Raw genomic sequence first — 15,939 nt, forward strand, 5'->3', positions numbered from 1 at the left:
GCAAGACCCCCTCTGTGGTATATGTTCAGAGTGGCAGGGAGTAGGTCTTTTCCCTCCCTTTATCCGCACTCACCGCTTTATCCGCACTCACCGCCTTATCCACACTCACCGCCCACCCCTCCGACGCCCCTGGCTCAGTCGGCCACGTACGCGTCGTCCCGCAGGTGAAACGACGATCCGGCCGGTGCGTCGACTACGGCCTTGAGCGGCGGAAAGCGGTCGACCAGCTGTCGCACGTGGACGATCCGGAAGTTCGTGGGGTCCTCCATGAACTGCTCCGACTCGCTCCCGGACACCATCAGCCAGCCGCTGTCGTCGGGGCGGCTCGTCGGTGCCCGCTCGATGAACCGGGGCGGTTCACCGTCATCCCACACCAGGCGGGACACCACCGCGCCGCAGGTCATCAGCCAGACCCGGCGCCATCGGCGCTGTGTCCTCGTCGCCGACGTCAAGTCGGATCCGGACGAGTTCGCCGGCGGCGTCGAGGTGACGGACGACCGTGAAGATCCCGTCCCCCCAACGGTTGTCGATTAGCCGCTGGGTGTGGTCGGCTCGGGCGCCGGCCTCGGCCATCGGCAGGTCGGTCCAGCCGAACTCGCCGTCGTCGAGCCGCCGCACACCAACGCGGTCGGCGAGGTCGCTGGCGTCGGCGCTCCGGAACACGACGTCGCCGAGCCCGTCAAGCGACTCCCACACGCGGAGCTCGCCGAGAGCCTCTAGGTCGACACAGAGCAACTGGCCGTGCTCGACCATCACCCTCTGAACCGGCTCGGTGATGTCGTACAGGTACCGCGGATCGAACTGCCGGTCATAGGCGCGCCCTGCCGCCACGGCGTCGGGACCGGTGATCGCCAGGTCGATCTCCTCGCCGTCATTGGGCCGAGGCGACCGGGGATCCCTGGTGTGCCGCCAGAACCGGCCCAGCCCGGGATCCAGTACGACGAGCACACCGGACGGTGTGTCGATCTTCATCGTGCAGCTCGTTCCATCACGAGCTCGGACCCGGACAGGTCCGTCTCATCGAGGAGCGGATGGTCTCGCGGTGCGGACTCCAGGTCGACCACACGGACTCGGCCCAACGCATGACGCGCCGTTCGTAGCCCTCGTCGGGCCAAGGACGTCCGCCGACGGTGGCCGCGCCGTCCGGTGGGGGTGGCTCCTGCCAGCGGAAGGCGACGATCCCGCCGGCTGGCATGATCTACGCCGTCCGAGCCACCGGCCGCCGACGGAGCTCGTCGCTGGGACTGGGCGATTCCATGAAGGCGGAACTCGGGAAGCGCGGCCTGTGAAGTTACGTCGAGGTCGTGGCTGGTCTGGAGGACACAGCGACGTCAGACGCGATGAGGCCGCGGAGCGCGAGTTCCACGTGCCGGGTGACGGTGCTTGGGCTCGGGTCGGGAAGGAGCTGAGCGACGCGGGCCAGGCCCATCAGCTGGTAGGCGATATCGCTGGCGGTGACATCGGCGGCGAGGCTGTGATCGTGGCGTGCGCGATCGACGGCATCCTGGCCGACTCGGGTGAGGTGGGCGATGCATCGTTGCACGTCCTCGTCGGCCGGTGAGCCGCCGGTCAAAACATCGACCATCGCTCTGTTGTCGACCAGCTGGGCGATGGCGCCGGTGAAGAACTCACGCAAAGCGTCAGCTGCGGTCTTGTCCGCGGAGAGGCCGGCGTTGGCAAGGGCGGCGAGGTCAGTGCCGGTCACCGCGTGCACCAGGTCGTCTCGGGTGGGGAAGTGTCGGTAGAGGGTGCCGATGCCGACGCCGGATGCTGCGGCGATCTGGCGCATGTCCGCGCCCATCCCTTCCTCGCGCAAGACCTGTGCGGCGGCCTCAATGATTCGGGCGCGGTTGGCGACCGCATCGCGTCGTTGTCTGCGCTCCCCGGTCACATGCCGATGATATCAAGACGGAACCGGCGTTCCTCTTAGATGTTAAAGTGAAACGGAACATCGGTTCCGAAAAAGGAGTGGCCATGAGGACGGTCGTCATCACTGGAGGCACGGACGGGATGGGAGCGGCGCTGGCACGCCACTTCCTGACAGCAGGAGACCCTGTGGTCGTCATCGGCCGCAGTCGCGCGAAGTTCGACGCGCTGGTCTCGGCGCTCAGCGACCCCTCCACGGCCGAGCGGGCGGAGTTCGTCGCCGCGGACCTGTCGCTCGTCACCGACAGTCGCCGAGTCGTCGCGCACCTGACCGCCCGCTATGAGCAGATCGACGCCCTGGTGCTGGCCGCCTCATTCATCCGCAGTCGCCGCCACATCACCACCGAAGGACATGAGGCGTCCTGGGCGCTGTTCTTCCTCTCCAAGTACGTCCTGGTCACAGGGCTCGCCAAACAGCTTCGAGCGTCCGATCGCCCGGTCGTCGTCAACACGTCTGTGCCCGGAGCCAAGGCTGACGCGATCGACTTCGATGATCCCGAGCTGACGCGGGGATTCACGTTCGGCAAGTCCAACGCGCAGCAGCGGCGAGCGAACGAACTGCTCGGCATCCTCGCCACGCGAGACAATCCCGACCTCAGCTATGTGACCTGGGGGCCAGCCCGCCTGGTCCGTTCCAGCTTCGCCGGCGATGTCGGCATCGGCATGAAGCTCGCCGCCACGATCCTGGCGCCGTTGATGGGCCAGCAGCCCGCCGACGCCGTGCGCCCCCTCATTGACCTCATCGACAACCCTGCCCCCGGCCGAGCCGCCTACCGCGGCCCCAAACTCGTCCCGCTCGTCGTCGGCCCCACCGACGAACAAGACGCCACCCGCCTCGACAACCTCGCTGGGACGGACGAGAAAGGAACATAGACGAGCGAATGGCGGGTAGGACACGATCCGTGCGAGTACGGGAGCGCCCATGACTTCACCGCCATGGCGGTCCATCGTCATTCCCGTTCCGCGCCCGAACGCAGACCTTCCTAAGCCCCATCGCCAAGGCCGCAGCGAACAGACTGAACGCCCGCAGAGGTGACCTAGTGGCCGTCTCCGACGCTGGTTGGCCAGGCATAGTTCGGGTCCGCAATACGGTTGATGAACTGTTCTAGCCAGTCGATGTCGTTGTCAGCGTCGCTGGTCAGGCGGGCATGCCCTGCGTGTGACGGCACCGGCCTCGGCACAGTCGCGCGAACCGTGATCGTGGACGGCCTGATCGTGGTCGCGACCGTCGCGGCGTTCGCCCTCGACGGGCACCGCTCCGCGTGGTACCCGTGGCTGCTGCTCATCGCCGCCACGGGAGTCTCCGTGGCCGGGAACGTCATGCACGCCACCGTCACCGCTGAGCCCGGTGTGTCCGCGCTCCTGGCCGGGTGCGTGGCCGCCCCGAGGAGTACCCGCTCAGTCACCTCGGCATGATCCCATCCGCCGGCAGGCGGCTCTCGAAGCCGATCCGCCGATCTACCCCGATGCGGCGTCGCCGGTCTCGCCGATCCCGGTCGCCGGTGCGAGGGCGTCGGTCAGGGCCTTGGTGAGCCAGGTCTGGTAGGTGTCGGGGGACCATCGTCGGTTGGTGACCAGCAGGTCGTACATCTCGGGGGAGATGAGTGCCCAGACGAGGTCGCGGGCGTGTGCTGTCTCCACGCCGGCGCGGAGGCAGCCGGTGTCGGCGAGGTGCTGGACGAGCTGGCCGACACCGGTGAGGCGTTCGGCGTCGAGCTTGTCGACAAGTTCGCGCAGATCGGGATCGCCGCTGTTGGCGCCGGCCCGGAGCTTGGACAGTAGCGGCGCGAGGCGTTCGCCGAGGTGCCTGGCGAGCGCGGCGTAGAGCGAGAGTTTCTCCCGGGGGTCCGGTGTGCCGATGATCTGGGTGATCTGCGGCCGGTCAGCCAGGGCGGTGGGTTCGTCGTCGCCGGCCACGGTCGCGTCGTAGACCGTCTTGATCAGCGCGGACTTGCTTCCGAACGCCTTCTGGACCGTCTCCCGGGAGACGGCGGCGCGGTCGGCGATGTCGCGGATGCTCACGGCGACCGGCCCGCGTTGGACGATCAGCTCGCGTGCCGCGTCGATCACGCGGTGGCGCAGCGCCCGTGCCTGCTCGGTGCGGGTCGTGTTGTCGTACGGCCGAGGAGACATTTGCTTCCTGCTCATGTGTATTGGATACTCTGCCTGTGGAACTAATTGTGGCAGACCACCGGTCCGTCTGCGAGCAGGCTGTTCGCCTCATGGCGGACGGGGATCTCGCCGCGTTCGAACGAATCATCCATCCCGAGGCGGTCAACCGGGAGGCGTCGGCCGAGCCACCGGCGTGCCGCGGGCGCGGTCCCGCCGCGTTCCACGCCTCGGCGCTGTGGCTGCGCGCCGCCTTCGCCGACCTGCGCTGGCAGGTGCGGGCCGCGGCGGTCGACGGCGACCTGGTGGCGCTGCACACCACCATGTCCGGCCGGCACGCCGGCACCTTCGTCGCCTATGACGAGCACGCTCGGGTCGCTGACGCGTTCCCCGCCACCGGCGCCGCCTTCGCCGTCACCCAGAGCCACTGGTTCCGGGTCGCCGACGGCAAGGTCATCGAGCACTGGGCCAACCGCGACGACCTGGCGATGGCCCGCCAGCTCCGGTGGGTCCCGCCGACCCCGTTGTTCCTGGTCCGGATGGCGATGGCCAAGCGCCGGGCCCGGCGGGCGTCCGCGGCCGCGTGAGCGGCCGGTCTCAGCCCTGCCGGCGTCCCCGGCTCCTCCTCACGCTCACCCTTCCTCGTTCGGCTCGTGCTTCTCGGCCATCTCTCCCGCACCTCCTCACCGAGGCGTGCCCACACAGCCGCGACCTGCGCATGCCTGGCGGCGGTTCGGGTTCGGCCGGCGAACGTTCCGAACGAATCCGAACATGTGAATCCGTGGACTCCCGCCGCCGTGCCCGATAGGTTCAGATTTTCGCGGGGGACCGGCCGGACCTCGATGCCTTTCAGCCGCAAGCCAACGCGTCGAGGAGTACACACCATGCCACGTCGAAGAGCACTGATGGCCGCCCTGCTGACCCTGGCCGCGACCGTGGTCGCGGCGGTGGGGGCGCCGCCCGCCGCCCAGGCCGCGATCACCTGCGACACCGCGTCGAGCAACGCCACCACGTGGTACGACGGGCCGTCGGCGGGATACACGTACGACCCACCGTTCTACCCGAGCCACTACCTGACCTGGACCCACACGCACACGCCGCAGGGGGCGGCGACCTGGTCCAACTGGGACGGGTCGGGCACGGCCCTGATCCTCGTCACCTCGTACCGCGACGGCGCCGAAGCCTACATCCAGGCCATCAACGCCTCGACCGGCGCGAACCTGCCCGGGCTGCGCATCGCCGAGTTCCACGCCGGCGGCATCGCGGTGGTGGGCAGTTGGGTCTACATCAGCGCGGGTACCACGATTCGCCGGTACCGCACGGCCGACCTGCGCACCGCACTGCAGAACGGCGGCGGCTACGTCGCGTCGGCGGGCTCGCAGACGGTGACCGCCGCGTCGTTCCTCGGCACCTACGGAGGTGCGGTCTTCGCCGGCGAGTTCGACCCGGACGTCCGCGGCTGGATGTACCAGTACACGGTCAACAGCGACGGCTCGCTCACCCGCGTCGGCAGCGGCTGGGAGGTGCCGACGAAGACCCAGGGCGTGATCGTGACGGGTAGCCACTTCCTGTTCAGCACCTCGTACGGCCGGCAGAACCGCAGCAACATCTACTCCGTGCGGCGCGGCTACACCGGCAGCCTCGACAACGCCTCGCTGTACTGCTTCCGTGCGCCGAGCATGTCCGAGGGCATGACACAGTGGAACGGCTCCGCCTACGTGGTGTACGAGTCCGGTTCGCACCTGTACTCGCCGGATCCCACCACTCGCAACGTCATCCGTAACATGCACCGCGTCTCGATGTCCTTCCTGACCTCGCTGGTGTAGGAGATCAGGCGGAGCGGGCCGATCGGTGCCGTGGTGGCGGGCCACCTGCCCGCCACCACGCACTCGCGGAGATCAGTCGCGGGTCTCGGCCCGCCGCACGGCTTCGGCCCCTAGCGCGCTCTCGATCCGCAGTCCGATCCCGATCAGGACGAACAGCGTGGCCAGGACGAACGGGCGGTCGGAACCGGCGCTGGCCAGCGTGAACAGCGTGACGAGGAGCCCGACCACGATGGCTGCGGTCCCCAGGGCGCGCAACGTGACAACCATCGGCATCCGCTGAGTGTGGCACCTTGGCTGTGCGCTGTGGGGGGCGAGGTTTTGACAGAGCGCGGTATGGGACTGCCTCTATGAGGGCGGTGCCATACCACGATCTGCCGCTGACCCGGCGCGCGTGCGGGCGCTGAGCGATCCACTCAGACCTCGACCGCGAAAGATCCCTGGTGTCGCTCGCGTAGGAAGGCCGCCACCTGGGCCTGCCACTCGCGGGCGGACTCCAGCGTCGCGGTCATCTCGTGGGAGCCGTGCACGTGCCCGGGCCACTCCACGACCCGCGCCGAGCCGCCCGCCTCGACCAGGCGGCGTGCGTAGGCGGCGCCGTCGTCGCGGAGGATGTCGAACTCGGCGGTCATGACCAGTGCCGGCGGCAGGCCGGAGAGGTCGGGGGTGAGCAGGGGAGAGGCGTACGGGTCGCCGAGGTCGGCCGGGTCGGCGTAGCGGGCGATGTCGGCGGCCAGGTCGTCACGGGTCAGCACCAGCGGGCCGGTCAGCCCCGCCACCGACGGCTGGCTCATCGTGAGGTCGAGCGCGGGGATCTCCAGCACCTGCGCGACCAGCGCCGGGCCGCCCTCGGCGCGGGCGACGAGCGTGGTGGCGGCGGCCAGGTTGGCGCCGGAGGAGTCGCCGCCGACCGACAGGCGGGACGCGTCGACGCCCAGCGTGGCCGCTCGCGAGGCCAACCAGGCCAGCGCGGCCGCGCAATCGCGCACCGGGACCGGGAAGCGGTGCTCCGGCGCCAGCCGGTGCGCCACCGAGGCGACCACGCAGCCGGCGTCCACCGCCCGCCGCGCGCAGACAGTGTCGCGGTGGGCCAGCGTGCCGAGCCACCAGCCGCCACCGTGCACGTACAGATGGCCGGGAAGCGGGCCCTCGGCGTCGGGCCGGTAGACGCGGACGGTGATCTCGCCGTCCTCCACCGGCACCGTGTGGTCGGTGACCGCGACCGGTGGCGGTGGCAGCGCGACGGCCGCCGCGCGCTGGTCCATGCCTCGGTGGATGGCGGCGCGGCGATCGGCCACCGGCAGCGCCGCGTCGGGCAGGTGGGCGCGGGCGGCCTCGATGCGGGCGAGCATGGGCACGAGCTCGGGCAGCAGCGGCATTTGGATCCCCCGTTGGGTACAGTCGCTGTAACGACTGATTTCAGTGACTATAACGAAAGGGCCGTCTGGTGGTCGAGCGCGCGGCGCGCAAGCGAGAGACCCGCCGGCGGATCGCCGTGACCGCGTTCGGGCTCTTCGCGCGGCGCGGCTTCGACCAGGTGACAGTGGCGGAGGTGGCCGAGGCCGCCGGTGTCACCGAGAAGACGGTCTTCAACCACTTCCGGTCCAAAGAGGATCTTGTCTACGGCGAGGACGACGCATTCCAGGACGCCCTCCTCGCCGCGGTCGGTGGCCGGCCGCCGCGGGAGCCGGTGCTCTCCGCCGCGCGGGCGTTCTTCCTCCAGCGGTACCGGAGCGTCGAGCTGGACCCCGACGCACGCCGCCGGGCCACGGCGCTTGCCGAACTGGTCGCGGCGAGCCCGGCGCTCCGCGCCCGCAGCGCGAGATCCACAGCCGGTACGCCGGCGCGCTCGCCGAGCTGATCGCCACCGAGCGGGGCGCCCCGCCGCACGACATCCGCCCGCGCCTCACCGCCGAGGCGATCGTCACCGTGCACCGGGAGACGGTGGCGGTGGTGCGGCGCGCGCTGCTCGCGGGGGTGGCCGCCGAGGAGATCGCCGACCTGGCCGTGCACACCGCTGGCGACGCCTTCACGCTGCTGGCCGGTGGCATGGGGCGCGACCCGGCCAAGCCGAGGCGGCCTGGCCGGTGAGGCTCCCGTGCGTGAGCCACGCACGGGAGCCCTCGCGAGGGCGCCCGGCCGGCCGAGCTACGCGGGAACGGCCAGGCGCACCGGCGTGGCGGACCAGACCGGCCGCCAGTCCGCCGCCTCCTCCTCGCCCCGGCACGCGACGCAGAAGGTCCAGAGCCGGGCGCCGTTTCCGAACGTCTGGCAGTGCGCGCGGAAGCTCCCGGTCGCCTCCCAGAACTGGCCGGCCACCTTGCACTCCGAGCAGTACGAGTACACCGCCCGGAGCTGCCAGCCGCTGGGCATGGTCCCGTTGCAACCGGTCACGAGCGGCTCGACCGGCGCGCTGGACACCGGCGCCTCCTGGGCCAGTGCCGGACCGGCGTTCGTCAACCCTCCGGCGGTGAGCGCGGCGGCCAGGCCCACCGCGACGAGCGCTTTCCTGATGAGATGTCTGGTTTGGTAGGTCACCCCGGCCACGCTAGCGATGATCGGCTTCAAAGCGGCTTCACCGGCCGGCCGTGGGCGGTACGGGCCGCGCCGCCCGGCTCGCCACCTCGCGCCGCCCGTTTGTCCGGTGTGGACCGTTCCGCGCGACCGGTTTGCGACCAGCGGGCGGACGGCTAAGGTCGATCGGGCTGAATGTGTTCTGCAGCAACGTTTTCAGCCGCTACTAATGTCCACTTAACACGTCCGTGCGGATCGCGCGCGTGATGCCGACGAGCCGCTGACCGTACTCGTCGAGGCGGTGTGGGCGGCCGGCGTCAGGCTGCGTCCTCCGCGCAGGGGTCGGAGCCGGGGGAGCCAGGGCGGGCGATGCCGCGTTCGTCGAGGATCCGCTCCAGCAGCGTGGGCCAGGAGGACATCAGGCCGTCCGCGCAGGCGTCGATGAGCGCATTGTAGGTGGCCTCGTCCTCCGGGGCGGTGCCGCTGAACCACACGTGCACCGCGTACCCGTCGGCGTGGGCGCGGGCGATGAACGCCGGCGTCGCGATCGGGATGCCCTGGTAGGTGACCGGCACCTGGAGCGCGACCGTGCCCTCGATCGGCCGTACGCCGCCGAAGAAGTAGTTGGTCAGCCCTTGGAGTCCGGGCGCCAGCGCGACCTTGGGGGCCAGCCGGTGGAACTCCGCGACCGCCTGGTCGTTGAAGGAGGTCACGATGATGTTGCCGGTCCGGCCGGTCCGGTTGAGCAGGCGGGCGAGCAGCCGCGCGTTGTGCAGGAACGACTCGGTGTCGGCGTCGCTGGTGCCCTTGATCTCGATGCTGATCGGCCTGTGCGGGAACGTGCGGAGCACCTCACGCAGCGTCGGGATCGTGAAGTCGACCGCCTGGTAGCCCCGCGGCGGCCGCTTGTCGTGCGTGCGGACGCCGCGCAGCGGGTACGACTCCGGCGGCAGCCCGGGCACGGCGTTGCGGCCCGGTACGAAGTTGTACGCCGCGTCCAGCGCGCGCAGCTCGCGGTAGGTCTTCTCGCGGATCAGCCCGGTGCCGTCGGTGGTGCGGTCGACCGACGCGTCGTGGTGGGCGACCAGCACGTCGTCGGCGGTCGAGTGGACGTCCAGCTCCAGCACGTCGGCGCCGAGGCGAGCCGCGCGCTGGAACGCGTACATCGTGTTGGACGGTGCCTCGCTCTCGCCGCCCTGGTGCGCGATGTGCAGGAACCGCTTGTCGAGCCACCGGTTGCCCGATCCGGTCGCAACGGCCGGGACGGCGCCCAGGGGGATCAGTGTCAGGGATGCGATGGTGATGGCGGCGACGCGCCGAAGGGGTCGGGTCATGCGCATCGGGACAGTATGCGTCGATCCCTCGGGTCCGCCGCAATCCCTCCGGACAACGCCGAACGAACTCGAACAGCGGTGGCACGCGTCGCGGCGAGACGCCTGGAACGGTCCGCCGCGGGGTCACGAAACATCCTAGGACGCTCTACGGGGTGTGCCGCGCTCACCGCCCGGGGCGGCGCCGCCGGAAAGCGCCCGTGCTGGCGCGCAGGATGAGCTCGGGCATCGCGGCGACGGCCGGCATCGGCGGGGCGTCCGGCTCGCACGCGTTGTACAGCAGGGCGAAGCACTCCCGGCCGAGTCCCAGGTGGTCGAGCCGGACCGTAGGGGCGGAGTGTAGAAGGCGGACTGTGGAGCGTCGTCGAAACCCACCACGCTCACGTCGTCAGGCACGGCCAGGCCGGCTTCGTGGAGCGCGTGGATCACACCGAGCGCGAGGCCGTCACTGGCGCACAGCACGGCGCTGACCCCCGGGTCGGCGGCGAGGCGGAGGCCCGCCTGGTAGCCGGATCTGGGCGTCCAGCCGGCGGCCACCACCTCCGGAACGCCGGCGCCCGTGGCGCGCAGGGCGGCTCGCCAGCCTTGCCGGCGCGCGTCCGTCGCCGGCGGGTACGGCTCCGCTACATAGTGGACGGTCGGATGCCCCAGCGCCAGCAGGTGCCGGGTCGCGGCTCCGGCCGCCGTCGTGTCGTCCAGGGCCACGGAGGGGAAGCGCGCGCGGTCGCCGGTGTTGGCGACGTTCAACGCCGCCGCGACGGCAATGCCCCGTGGCGTAGCCCGAAGTGCCCGGATCCCCGGGCTGTCGTACGCGATGACGAGCAGACCGGCCCCGGCGTGGGCGGACGCGCGCTGGACCGCCGCGCGTACGGCGGCCGGCCGCAGCGAGTCGAGCACGGTGACGGCGACGGTGAAGCCGGCCTCCCGGGCCGCCTCCTCGATGCCGCTCAGGATCGCCACGCGGCTGTACAGCGTCGTGTCGGTCGTGATCACCGTGACCGACCGGCTGCGGCCGCGCGACAGTGCCCGAGCCGCCGCGCTGGGCCGGTAGTTCAGCTCCTGGATCGCCAGCAGCACGCGGCGCCTCGTCGAGGCCCGTACGTTCGGGCGGCCGTTTATCACCCGCGACACGGTCTGGTGGGAGACGCCGGCCGAGCGGGCGACGTCGTGGATGTTCGCCATCAGCTCGCTGCCCCCTGGAGTCAGACGGCCTCCGGGTAGTGCCGTTTGAGGAGGGCGACGCCGATCGCGGCACGCCGTACCCGTTCCCGGGCGGTGTCGATCGCGACCCCGCGCAGGTGCCGGCCCGACGGGTAGATGTTGGGGGCGTTGCGGACGGTGAACTTGGCGTACACGGGCGCCGCCACGCGCACGATGCTGGGCAGCTCGTAGTAGCGCACCGGTGCCCCGAAGTCGTCGGCGCCCTCGATGTAGACGTCGACCGGGATCGAGACGGCCTGGCGGATCGCGGCGATGTGGGCCACCGGCAGGTCGACCGGAAGGTTGAGGGTGGTCGCACCGAGGTCCGCGAGGACCCGGGCGGTTGCCGGGTTGGCGACCGCCAGGGAGACCGAGACCTTGAGCACCAGGTCGGCCGGCAGCTCGCCGGCCTGCTTCATCCGCGCCAGGACCCAGAGCTGGCCGATGTCGGCCACCAGGACACTGCGCAGGCCGAGGTCGCAGCCCTGGCGCACGTCCTCGATGCCGTACACGAGCTGCTCGGTGCCGCGGAGGCTGGCGCCGAGCACGCGCCCGGACGCCGTGGTCACCTGGGCGCCGATGTCCCAGGCCGCGCGCGGACCGGTGAAGAGGCAGACCTCCACCTGATGCTGCCGGCCCAGCTCGACCATCCGTTCGATCTCCGCGTCGGTCAGCAGCATGATGCCGCTGCCCTGGCTGATGCGGTGTACGCGCACGCCGTGGCGGTCGGCCTCTTCCAGGACCGCTTCGAACGCCTCCGGCCCTTCCACCGACGGGATCTCGATGCGGTACTGCGCGCCGTCGTCGAAACGCAACGGTGAGGGCGTGAGCGCGTCGCCGTCACCGGCCGGCAGGCCGAGGGTCGTCAGGAATGACCGAGTGGCGTCCATCGAGGTGCTACCTCCGCTGGTCGGACGGGTCCGCGGGGCCGGCCCGCGCGGTGGCGGGCCGGCCCTGGACGGGGAATCGTTACAGGTTGGCGCACTGGCCGGAGCGCGGTCCGCGGACGGTGTTGTCGCGGCCTTCGTCGGTCGGTGCTGGGGTGTTGCCGGAGCAGGTCATCGGTCCGCTGATGGTGTTGGCCGAGATGACCGCCGGCACGACGCCGGTGTTGTTCGTCAGCGACACCGGCCCGGAGACCTGGGCGCCGACGATGGCCACGCCGCCGGTGGTGCCGGTGGCCGTGACCGGGCCGTTGACCCGGCCGCCGACGAGGCTCAGCCACGCCGCGCCGGTGGCCGAGACCGGCCCGCTGACGGTCGTGTCGACCGCGTCGAGGGCGCCGCCGGGACGGACCGTGATCGGTCCGTTGACCGTCGCGCCGCGCAGGCAGAGCGTTCCGGTGACGGTCAGCGGTCCGTTGTGACGGCCGGTGATGGTGTTCGTGCAGGCGTTCGCCGGCGGCTGGTCCACCTTGGCGAGCTGCCACTGCTGCGGCGGCCACTTGGCGGCCTGGGTCAGGTTGCCCGTGGTGTGGTCACCGTTGCGCGGGAAGCCACCGACCACGTTCGTGCCGATGACGCCGTCGCAGTTGTAGGAGAGCGCGGGCTGGCAGCCGTTTTCGATCTCGAGGGCGAGGTTGGCTTCCTTGACGGTGGCCCGGTGGAAGCCGTGGCCGGTGTCATCCAGCGCCCACTCCTGCAAGGTCCGGCCGGTGGCGCAGGCGGAGACCACGACGTCGGTGCCGACCGTGCCCGAGCCGTCGGCCATCGTGAGGCAGTGGCCCGCGGCCCGGCCGGCGCCGCGGAAGCGCCAGAAGCCGTCGCCGGCGTCCTCGAGCCGCCACACCTGTCCGGCGCTGCCGTCGCAGGTGCTCCGCACGACGTCGCCGTTGGCGGTCGCGGTGAGGCAGCGGTCGCTCGCGGTCGGGTTCTGCAGGCTGTCCGGGTCGGAGATGATGCCGCCCTGGTTGACCAGGCGGTAGTAGGTACCGTCGCGCAGGTCGTACGGGCCGCCGCTCTCGTTGAAGAACGGCCAGTCGCCGTGCCAGTTCATCGGCCGGATGCCGAGGGTCGAGCCGGGCCGGTAGGCGTGGTAGCTGAGCCAGTAGACGCCGTTCTCGACGAACGTCTCCGGGGCGCCCGGCGCCCGGTACAGCCCGGTCGGCGTCACGCCCGACTCGGCCGCGCGGCTGTTGAGGATGATGCTGCCGCCGCCCTGGGCGAGGTCGACGCCGTTCTTGTCCAGGTACGGCCCGTTGATGGTCTTGGACCGCCCGATCATGATCTTGTAGGTGTTGTCGTTGCCGTTGCCCCGGCAGCACCAGTCCCAGGCCGCCATGAGGTAGTACCAGTCGCCGCGCTTGAACAGCGAGGCTCCCTCGATCCGGTTGAAGTTGGGGCAGGTCGCCTGGGGGTACGGGCAGCCCGGGGTGCTGATCGGGAACGTCTCGCTGCCGCGGTGGGCGACCAGGCGGGGCGCACCGACGGTCGTGCCCATGTCCGGGCCGAGCTGGACGACGAAGATGCCGTCGAAGTGGGAGCCGAAGACCATCCACCACTTGCCGCTCGCGTCCTGCTGGATGGCCGGGTCGATGGCGTTGTAGGTGGCGTTGTTCTCCGGGTCGGCGCCACCGGAGGTGATGACCGGGGCGCCGAAGTCGACGTAGCTGGACGGGACGCCCGGCGTCTTGGTGGTCTTCAGGCCGATCGCGGACGTGTTCGTGCCGAAGTTCGAGACGGCGTAGTAGTAGTAGAAGGTGTCACCGATCCGGTGCACGCTGGGCGCCCACAGGCCACCTCGCAGGCCGGGCCAGGTGGAGGTCCAGCCCGCGCGGGGCACGTTGCCGAGGACCGTCCACGGCCCGCTGAGCGTGGGGGCGCTGCGGATGCTGCCGTCGGTGGCGGAGACGTAGTAGGTGGTGTCGTCCTTGTAGAGGGTCGGGTCGTGCGTGCCGACACTGCCGGTCAGCGGGACCTGTCCCTGGGGCTCAGCCGCTGTTTCGTTGGCCTGGCCGGGTGCCGCCAGGCACAGCAGTGACGCGGTGACCGCCGCCACTACCGCGGCCAGGCCGGCCTTGGTTGATCTCAATTCGGTTCCTTTCCGGGATGCTGTGGGGTTCTCATCCCTTCACTGCTCCGGCCGACAGCCCGTCGACCAGGAAGCGCTGTGCCCAGCCGTACGCGAGCACCACGGGAACGCTGACGAGGATCGACGCCGCCGAGAGCTGGCCCCACGGGACGATGTCGCCGATGATCATTCCCTGGAGCCCCAGCGGCAGGGTCTTCTGGCTTTCGTCGGTGATGAAGACATAGGCGAAGAGGAACTCGTTCCACGCGTTGGTCAGCGTGAACAGCCCCACGGTCAGCAACGCCGGTCGCGCGATCGGCAGGATGACCCTGCGGAACGCGCCGAAGCGGGTCGCGCCGTCGGTCATCGCGGCTTCTTCGAGGTCGAACGGGACGCCCCGGAAGTAGCCCAGCAGGAACCAGCACGCGAAGGGCAGGGTGAACGTGGGGTAGGCGATGAGCAGCGCGCCGAGCGAGTCGGTGAGCTTGAACGCGCTCAGGATCCGGTAGAGCGGGATGAACAGCAGGGCGGCCGGCATGACGTACGTCAGCAGCACGATGCCGGTCAGCGCGCCGGCGCCGCGGAACTTCAGCCGCGCCAGGGCGTAGGCGGAGAGCGCGGCCAGCATGACGGCGACAAGTGTGGCGATGGTCGCGACGATGACGGTGTTGCGGAACCAGGTGCTGAACGGATGGTCCAGGAACAGCGCGTAGAACTGGTCGCTGGTCCACGGTTGCGGCCACAGCAGGCTCTCCCGCGTGGTGATCTGCAGGTCGGACTTGAACGCGGTGACGACCACCCAGTACAGCGGGGCGAGGATGAACGTCAGCAGGATCGCGTTGGCCAGCCACAGCGGTATCCGCCCGAGCCAGCTTCCGCTGATGCTTCGGGAACGGACCCTGGCCAGCGCCTCGGATCCGAAGGCGCAGGCGGCACCGAGCCCGAGGATCAGGGCGACCCCGAGTGTGCTGCGGACGAAGAGGTTGGCGTCGAGGTAGAACAGCAGCGCCAGCAGCGCGACGCCGGTGGCGTACAGCGCCGGCCGGCCCGCGCGGGCGATCCGCCGTCCGCGCCGCCGTTCGTCCGGCCGGTCGCCGTCCGCGCGCAAATAGCGGGTGAGGATCCAGATGAGCAGGGCCGAGATCGGCAGGAGGAAGAGCGCCGCCGCCGAGCCGAGACCGAGCTGCAACTGCATGATCGCGGTCTGGTAGGCGAAGATTGTGTACAGCGCGGTCGAGCTGCCCGGTCCGCCCTGGGTCAGCAGCCACACGAGGTCGAAGTTGTTGAACGTCCAGATCGTGGAGAGCAGGACGGTGACCAGGATGACGTACCGCAGCCCGGGCAGCGTCACGTGGATGAACCGGCGCCACGCGGAGGCGCCGTCGACGGAGGCCGCCTCGTAGAGCTGGTTGTCGATCGCCTTGAGCCCGACGAGGAAGTTGATGGCGAAGAAGGGGATGCCCTTCCACACGTTGACCGTGATCACCGAGGCCATCGCCAGGTCGGGGTCGGAGAGCCACGCGGCCGGCCACTCCGGCACGATGTTGAGGGCGGCCAGCAGCGGACCGATGCCGGTCAGGCTCAGCACGTGGTTGAGGCTGCCGAAGATCGGGTCGAAGAGCGAGCGCCAGCTCACCGCGGTCACCACGGTCGGGATGACCCAGGGCAGCAGCACGAGCCCGGTCACGATGGCGCGGCCCCGGCGCAGGTGGTGCAGGAGCAGGGCGGCGACGAGGCCGGCCGCGACCTTGAACACCTCGGCCCACGCGGTGTAGACGAACGTGTTGGCGACCGCGGTCCGGAAGAACGGGTCGGAGAAGAGGTTGACGTAGTTGTCGAAGCCGACGACGACGTTCTCGCTGCCTTGACGGGCGGTGAAGCTCAGCCGGACGGCGTCGAGAAACGGTATGGCGATGAGGCCGCCGATCAGCAGCACCATCGGCCCGACGAAGGGGTACCCGATGCGCCAGTCGGCGCCCAGCATCCGCCTTGCGAGAAGCCCGGACCTCACGGGCCTCCCAGGTGTC

18 protein-coding genes are annotated in these 15,939 nt (G+C 70.5%); 6 read left to right on the top strand and 12 right to left on the bottom strand.

Translation table 11 applies throughout. The features are described 5' to 3' along the window. Nucleotides 1–134 precede the first annotated feature (134 nt). The 3 genes from ACFFIA_RS19695 to ACFFIA_RS19705 all read right to left on the bottom strand — a co-directional run bounded on the left by ACFFIA_RS19695 (nucleotide 135) and on the right by ACFFIA_RS19705 (nucleotide 1,891). Nucleotides 135–374, bottom strand: coding sequence for an immunity protein Imm33 domain-containing protein (locus ACFFIA_RS19695; protein WP_377252955.1), 240 nt, complete (start codon nucleotides 372–374; stop codon nucleotides 135–137). Then, complete coding sequence (locus tag ACFFIA_RS19700) at nucleotides 364–972, bottom strand: hypothetical protein (protein WP_377252956.1); 609 nt, start codon at nucleotides 970–972, stop codon at nucleotides 364–366. The genes ACFFIA_RS19695 and ACFFIA_RS19700 overlap by 11 nt, the downstream gene beginning before the upstream one ends. Before the next feature lie 319 nt (nucleotides 973–1,291). Further along, the gene (locus ACFFIA_RS19705) at nucleotides 1,292–1,891 is read right to left on the bottom strand and encodes a TetR/AcrR family transcriptional regulator (protein WP_377252957.1); all 600 of its coding nucleotides are present in this window, start codon (nucleotides 1,889–1,891) and stop codon (nucleotides 1,292–1,294) included. Between the two features lie 83 nt (nucleotides 1,892–1,974). Between ACFFIA_RS19705 and ACFFIA_RS19710 the strand changes: the two genes are divergently transcribed. Both ACFFIA_RS19710 and ACFFIA_RS19715 read left to right on the top strand, forming a co-directional pair. After that, nucleotides 1,975–2,799: an SDR family NAD(P)-dependent oxidoreductase gene (locus ACFFIA_RS19710; RefSeq protein ID WP_377252958.1), complete on the top strand. Its 825-nt coding sequence runs from the start codon at nucleotides 1,975–1,977 to the stop codon at nucleotides 2,797–2,799. A 321-nt stretch (nucleotides 2,800–3,120) separates the two neighbouring features. After that, on the top strand, nucleotides 3,121–3,342 hold the full coding sequence (locus tag ACFFIA_RS19715; RefSeq protein WP_377252959.1) for a hypothetical protein: 222 nt from the start codon (nucleotides 3,121–3,123) through the stop codon (nucleotides 3,340–3,342). Nucleotides 3,343–3,384: 42 nt separating this feature from the next. Here ACFFIA_RS19715 and ACFFIA_RS19720 read toward each other — a convergent pair whose 3' ends face one another. Beyond that, nucleotides 3,385–4,074 (bottom strand): TetR/AcrR family transcriptional regulator, encoded by a 690-nt coding sequence (locus ACFFIA_RS19720; protein WP_377252960.1) that lies wholly within the window; start codon nucleotides 4,072–4,074, stop codon nucleotides 3,385–3,387. Between the two features lie 32 nt (nucleotides 4,075–4,106). Here ACFFIA_RS19720 and ACFFIA_RS19725 point away from each other — a divergent pair, with 32 nt between their 5' ends. Next, nucleotides 4,107–4,622 (top strand): ester cyclase, encoded by a 516-nt coding sequence (locus ACFFIA_RS19725; RefSeq protein ID WP_377252961.1) that lies wholly within the window; start codon nucleotides 4,107–4,109, stop codon nucleotides 4,620–4,622. Nucleotides 4,623–4,919: 297 nt separating this feature from the next. Continuing rightward, nucleotides 4,920–5,861: a hypothetical protein gene (locus ACFFIA_RS19730; RefSeq protein WP_377252962.1), complete on the top strand. Its 942-nt coding sequence runs from the start codon at nucleotides 4,920–4,922 to the stop codon at nucleotides 5,859–5,861. A gap of 72 nt (nucleotides 5,862–5,933) precedes the next feature. On the opposite strand, the gene ACFFIA_RS19735 is transcribed toward ACFFIA_RS19730, so the two are convergent. Then, entirely contained in the window at nucleotides 5,934–6,134 is a 201-nt protein-coding gene (locus ACFFIA_RS19735; protein WP_377252964.1) for a hypothetical protein, read from the bottom strand. A 140-nt stretch (nucleotides 6,135–6,274) separates the two neighbouring features. Then, nucleotides 6,275–7,237 carry an alpha/beta hydrolase gene (locus ACFFIA_RS19740; RefSeq protein ID WP_377252966.1) on the bottom strand — a complete coding sequence of 321 codons (963 nt, stop codon included), beginning with the start codon at nucleotides 7,235–7,237 and terminating at the stop codon, nucleotides 6,275–6,277. 68 nt (nucleotides 7,238–7,305) lie between these two features. Between ACFFIA_RS19740 and ACFFIA_RS19745 the strand changes: the two genes are divergently transcribed. Then, the gene (locus tag ACFFIA_RS19745) at nucleotides 7,306–7,719 is read left to right on the top strand and encodes a TetR/AcrR family transcriptional regulator (RefSeq protein ID WP_377252967.1); all 414 of its coding nucleotides are present in this window, start codon (nucleotides 7,306–7,308) and stop codon (nucleotides 7,717–7,719) included. Nucleotides 7,720–7,787: 68 nt separating this feature from the next. Then, the gene (locus ACFFIA_RS19750; RefSeq protein ID WP_377252968.1) at nucleotides 7,788–7,949 is read left to right on the top strand and encodes a hypothetical protein; all 162 of its coding nucleotides are present in this window, start codon (nucleotides 7,788–7,790) and stop codon (nucleotides 7,947–7,949) included. Nucleotides 7,950–8,006: 57 nt separating this feature from the next. On the opposite strand, the gene ACFFIA_RS19755 is transcribed toward ACFFIA_RS19750, so the two are convergent. From ACFFIA_RS19755 to ACFFIA_RS19780, 6 genes are all read right to left on the bottom strand, one after another. Next, complete coding sequence (locus ACFFIA_RS19755) at nucleotides 8,007–8,396, bottom strand: hypothetical protein (protein WP_377252969.1); 390 nt, start codon at nucleotides 8,394–8,396, stop codon at nucleotides 8,007–8,009. Between the two features lie 293 nt (nucleotides 8,397–8,689). After that, entirely contained in the window at nucleotides 8,690–9,706 is a 1,017-nt protein-coding gene (locus tag ACFFIA_RS19760; RefSeq protein WP_377252970.1) for a glycerophosphodiester phosphodiesterase family protein, read from the bottom strand. 135 nt (nucleotides 9,707–9,841) lie between these two features. After that, nucleotides 9,842–10,885 carry a LacI family DNA-binding transcriptional regulator gene (locus ACFFIA_RS19765; RefSeq protein WP_377252971.1) on the bottom strand — a complete coding sequence of 348 codons (1,044 nt, stop codon included), beginning with the start codon at nucleotides 10,883–10,885 and terminating at the stop codon, nucleotides 9,842–9,844. A gap of 20 nt (nucleotides 10,886–10,905) precedes the next feature. Continuing rightward, complete coding sequence (locus ACFFIA_RS19770; RefSeq protein WP_377252972.1) at nucleotides 10,906–11,793, bottom strand: U32 family peptidase; 888 nt, start codon at nucleotides 11,791–11,793, stop codon at nucleotides 10,906–10,908. Nucleotides 11,794–11,872: 79 nt separating this feature from the next. Continuing rightward, entirely contained in the window at nucleotides 11,873–13,933 is a 2,061-nt protein-coding gene (locus tag ACFFIA_RS19775; RefSeq protein WP_377252973.1) for a family 43 glycosylhydrolase, read from the bottom strand. 31 nt (nucleotides 13,934–13,964) lie between these two features. Continuing rightward, the gene (locus ACFFIA_RS19780; RefSeq protein WP_377252975.1) at nucleotides 13,965–15,923 is read right to left on the bottom strand and encodes an ABC transporter permease; all 1,959 of its coding nucleotides are present in this window, start codon (nucleotides 15,921–15,923) and stop codon (nucleotides 13,965–13,967) included. Nucleotides 15,924–15,939 lie beyond the last annotated feature (16 nt).

The organism is Phytohabitans kaempferiae (assembly GCF_042433955.1).
Lineage (GTDB): Bacteria > Actinomycetota > Actinomycetes > Mycobacteriales > Micromonosporaceae > Phytohabitans > Phytohabitans kaempferiae.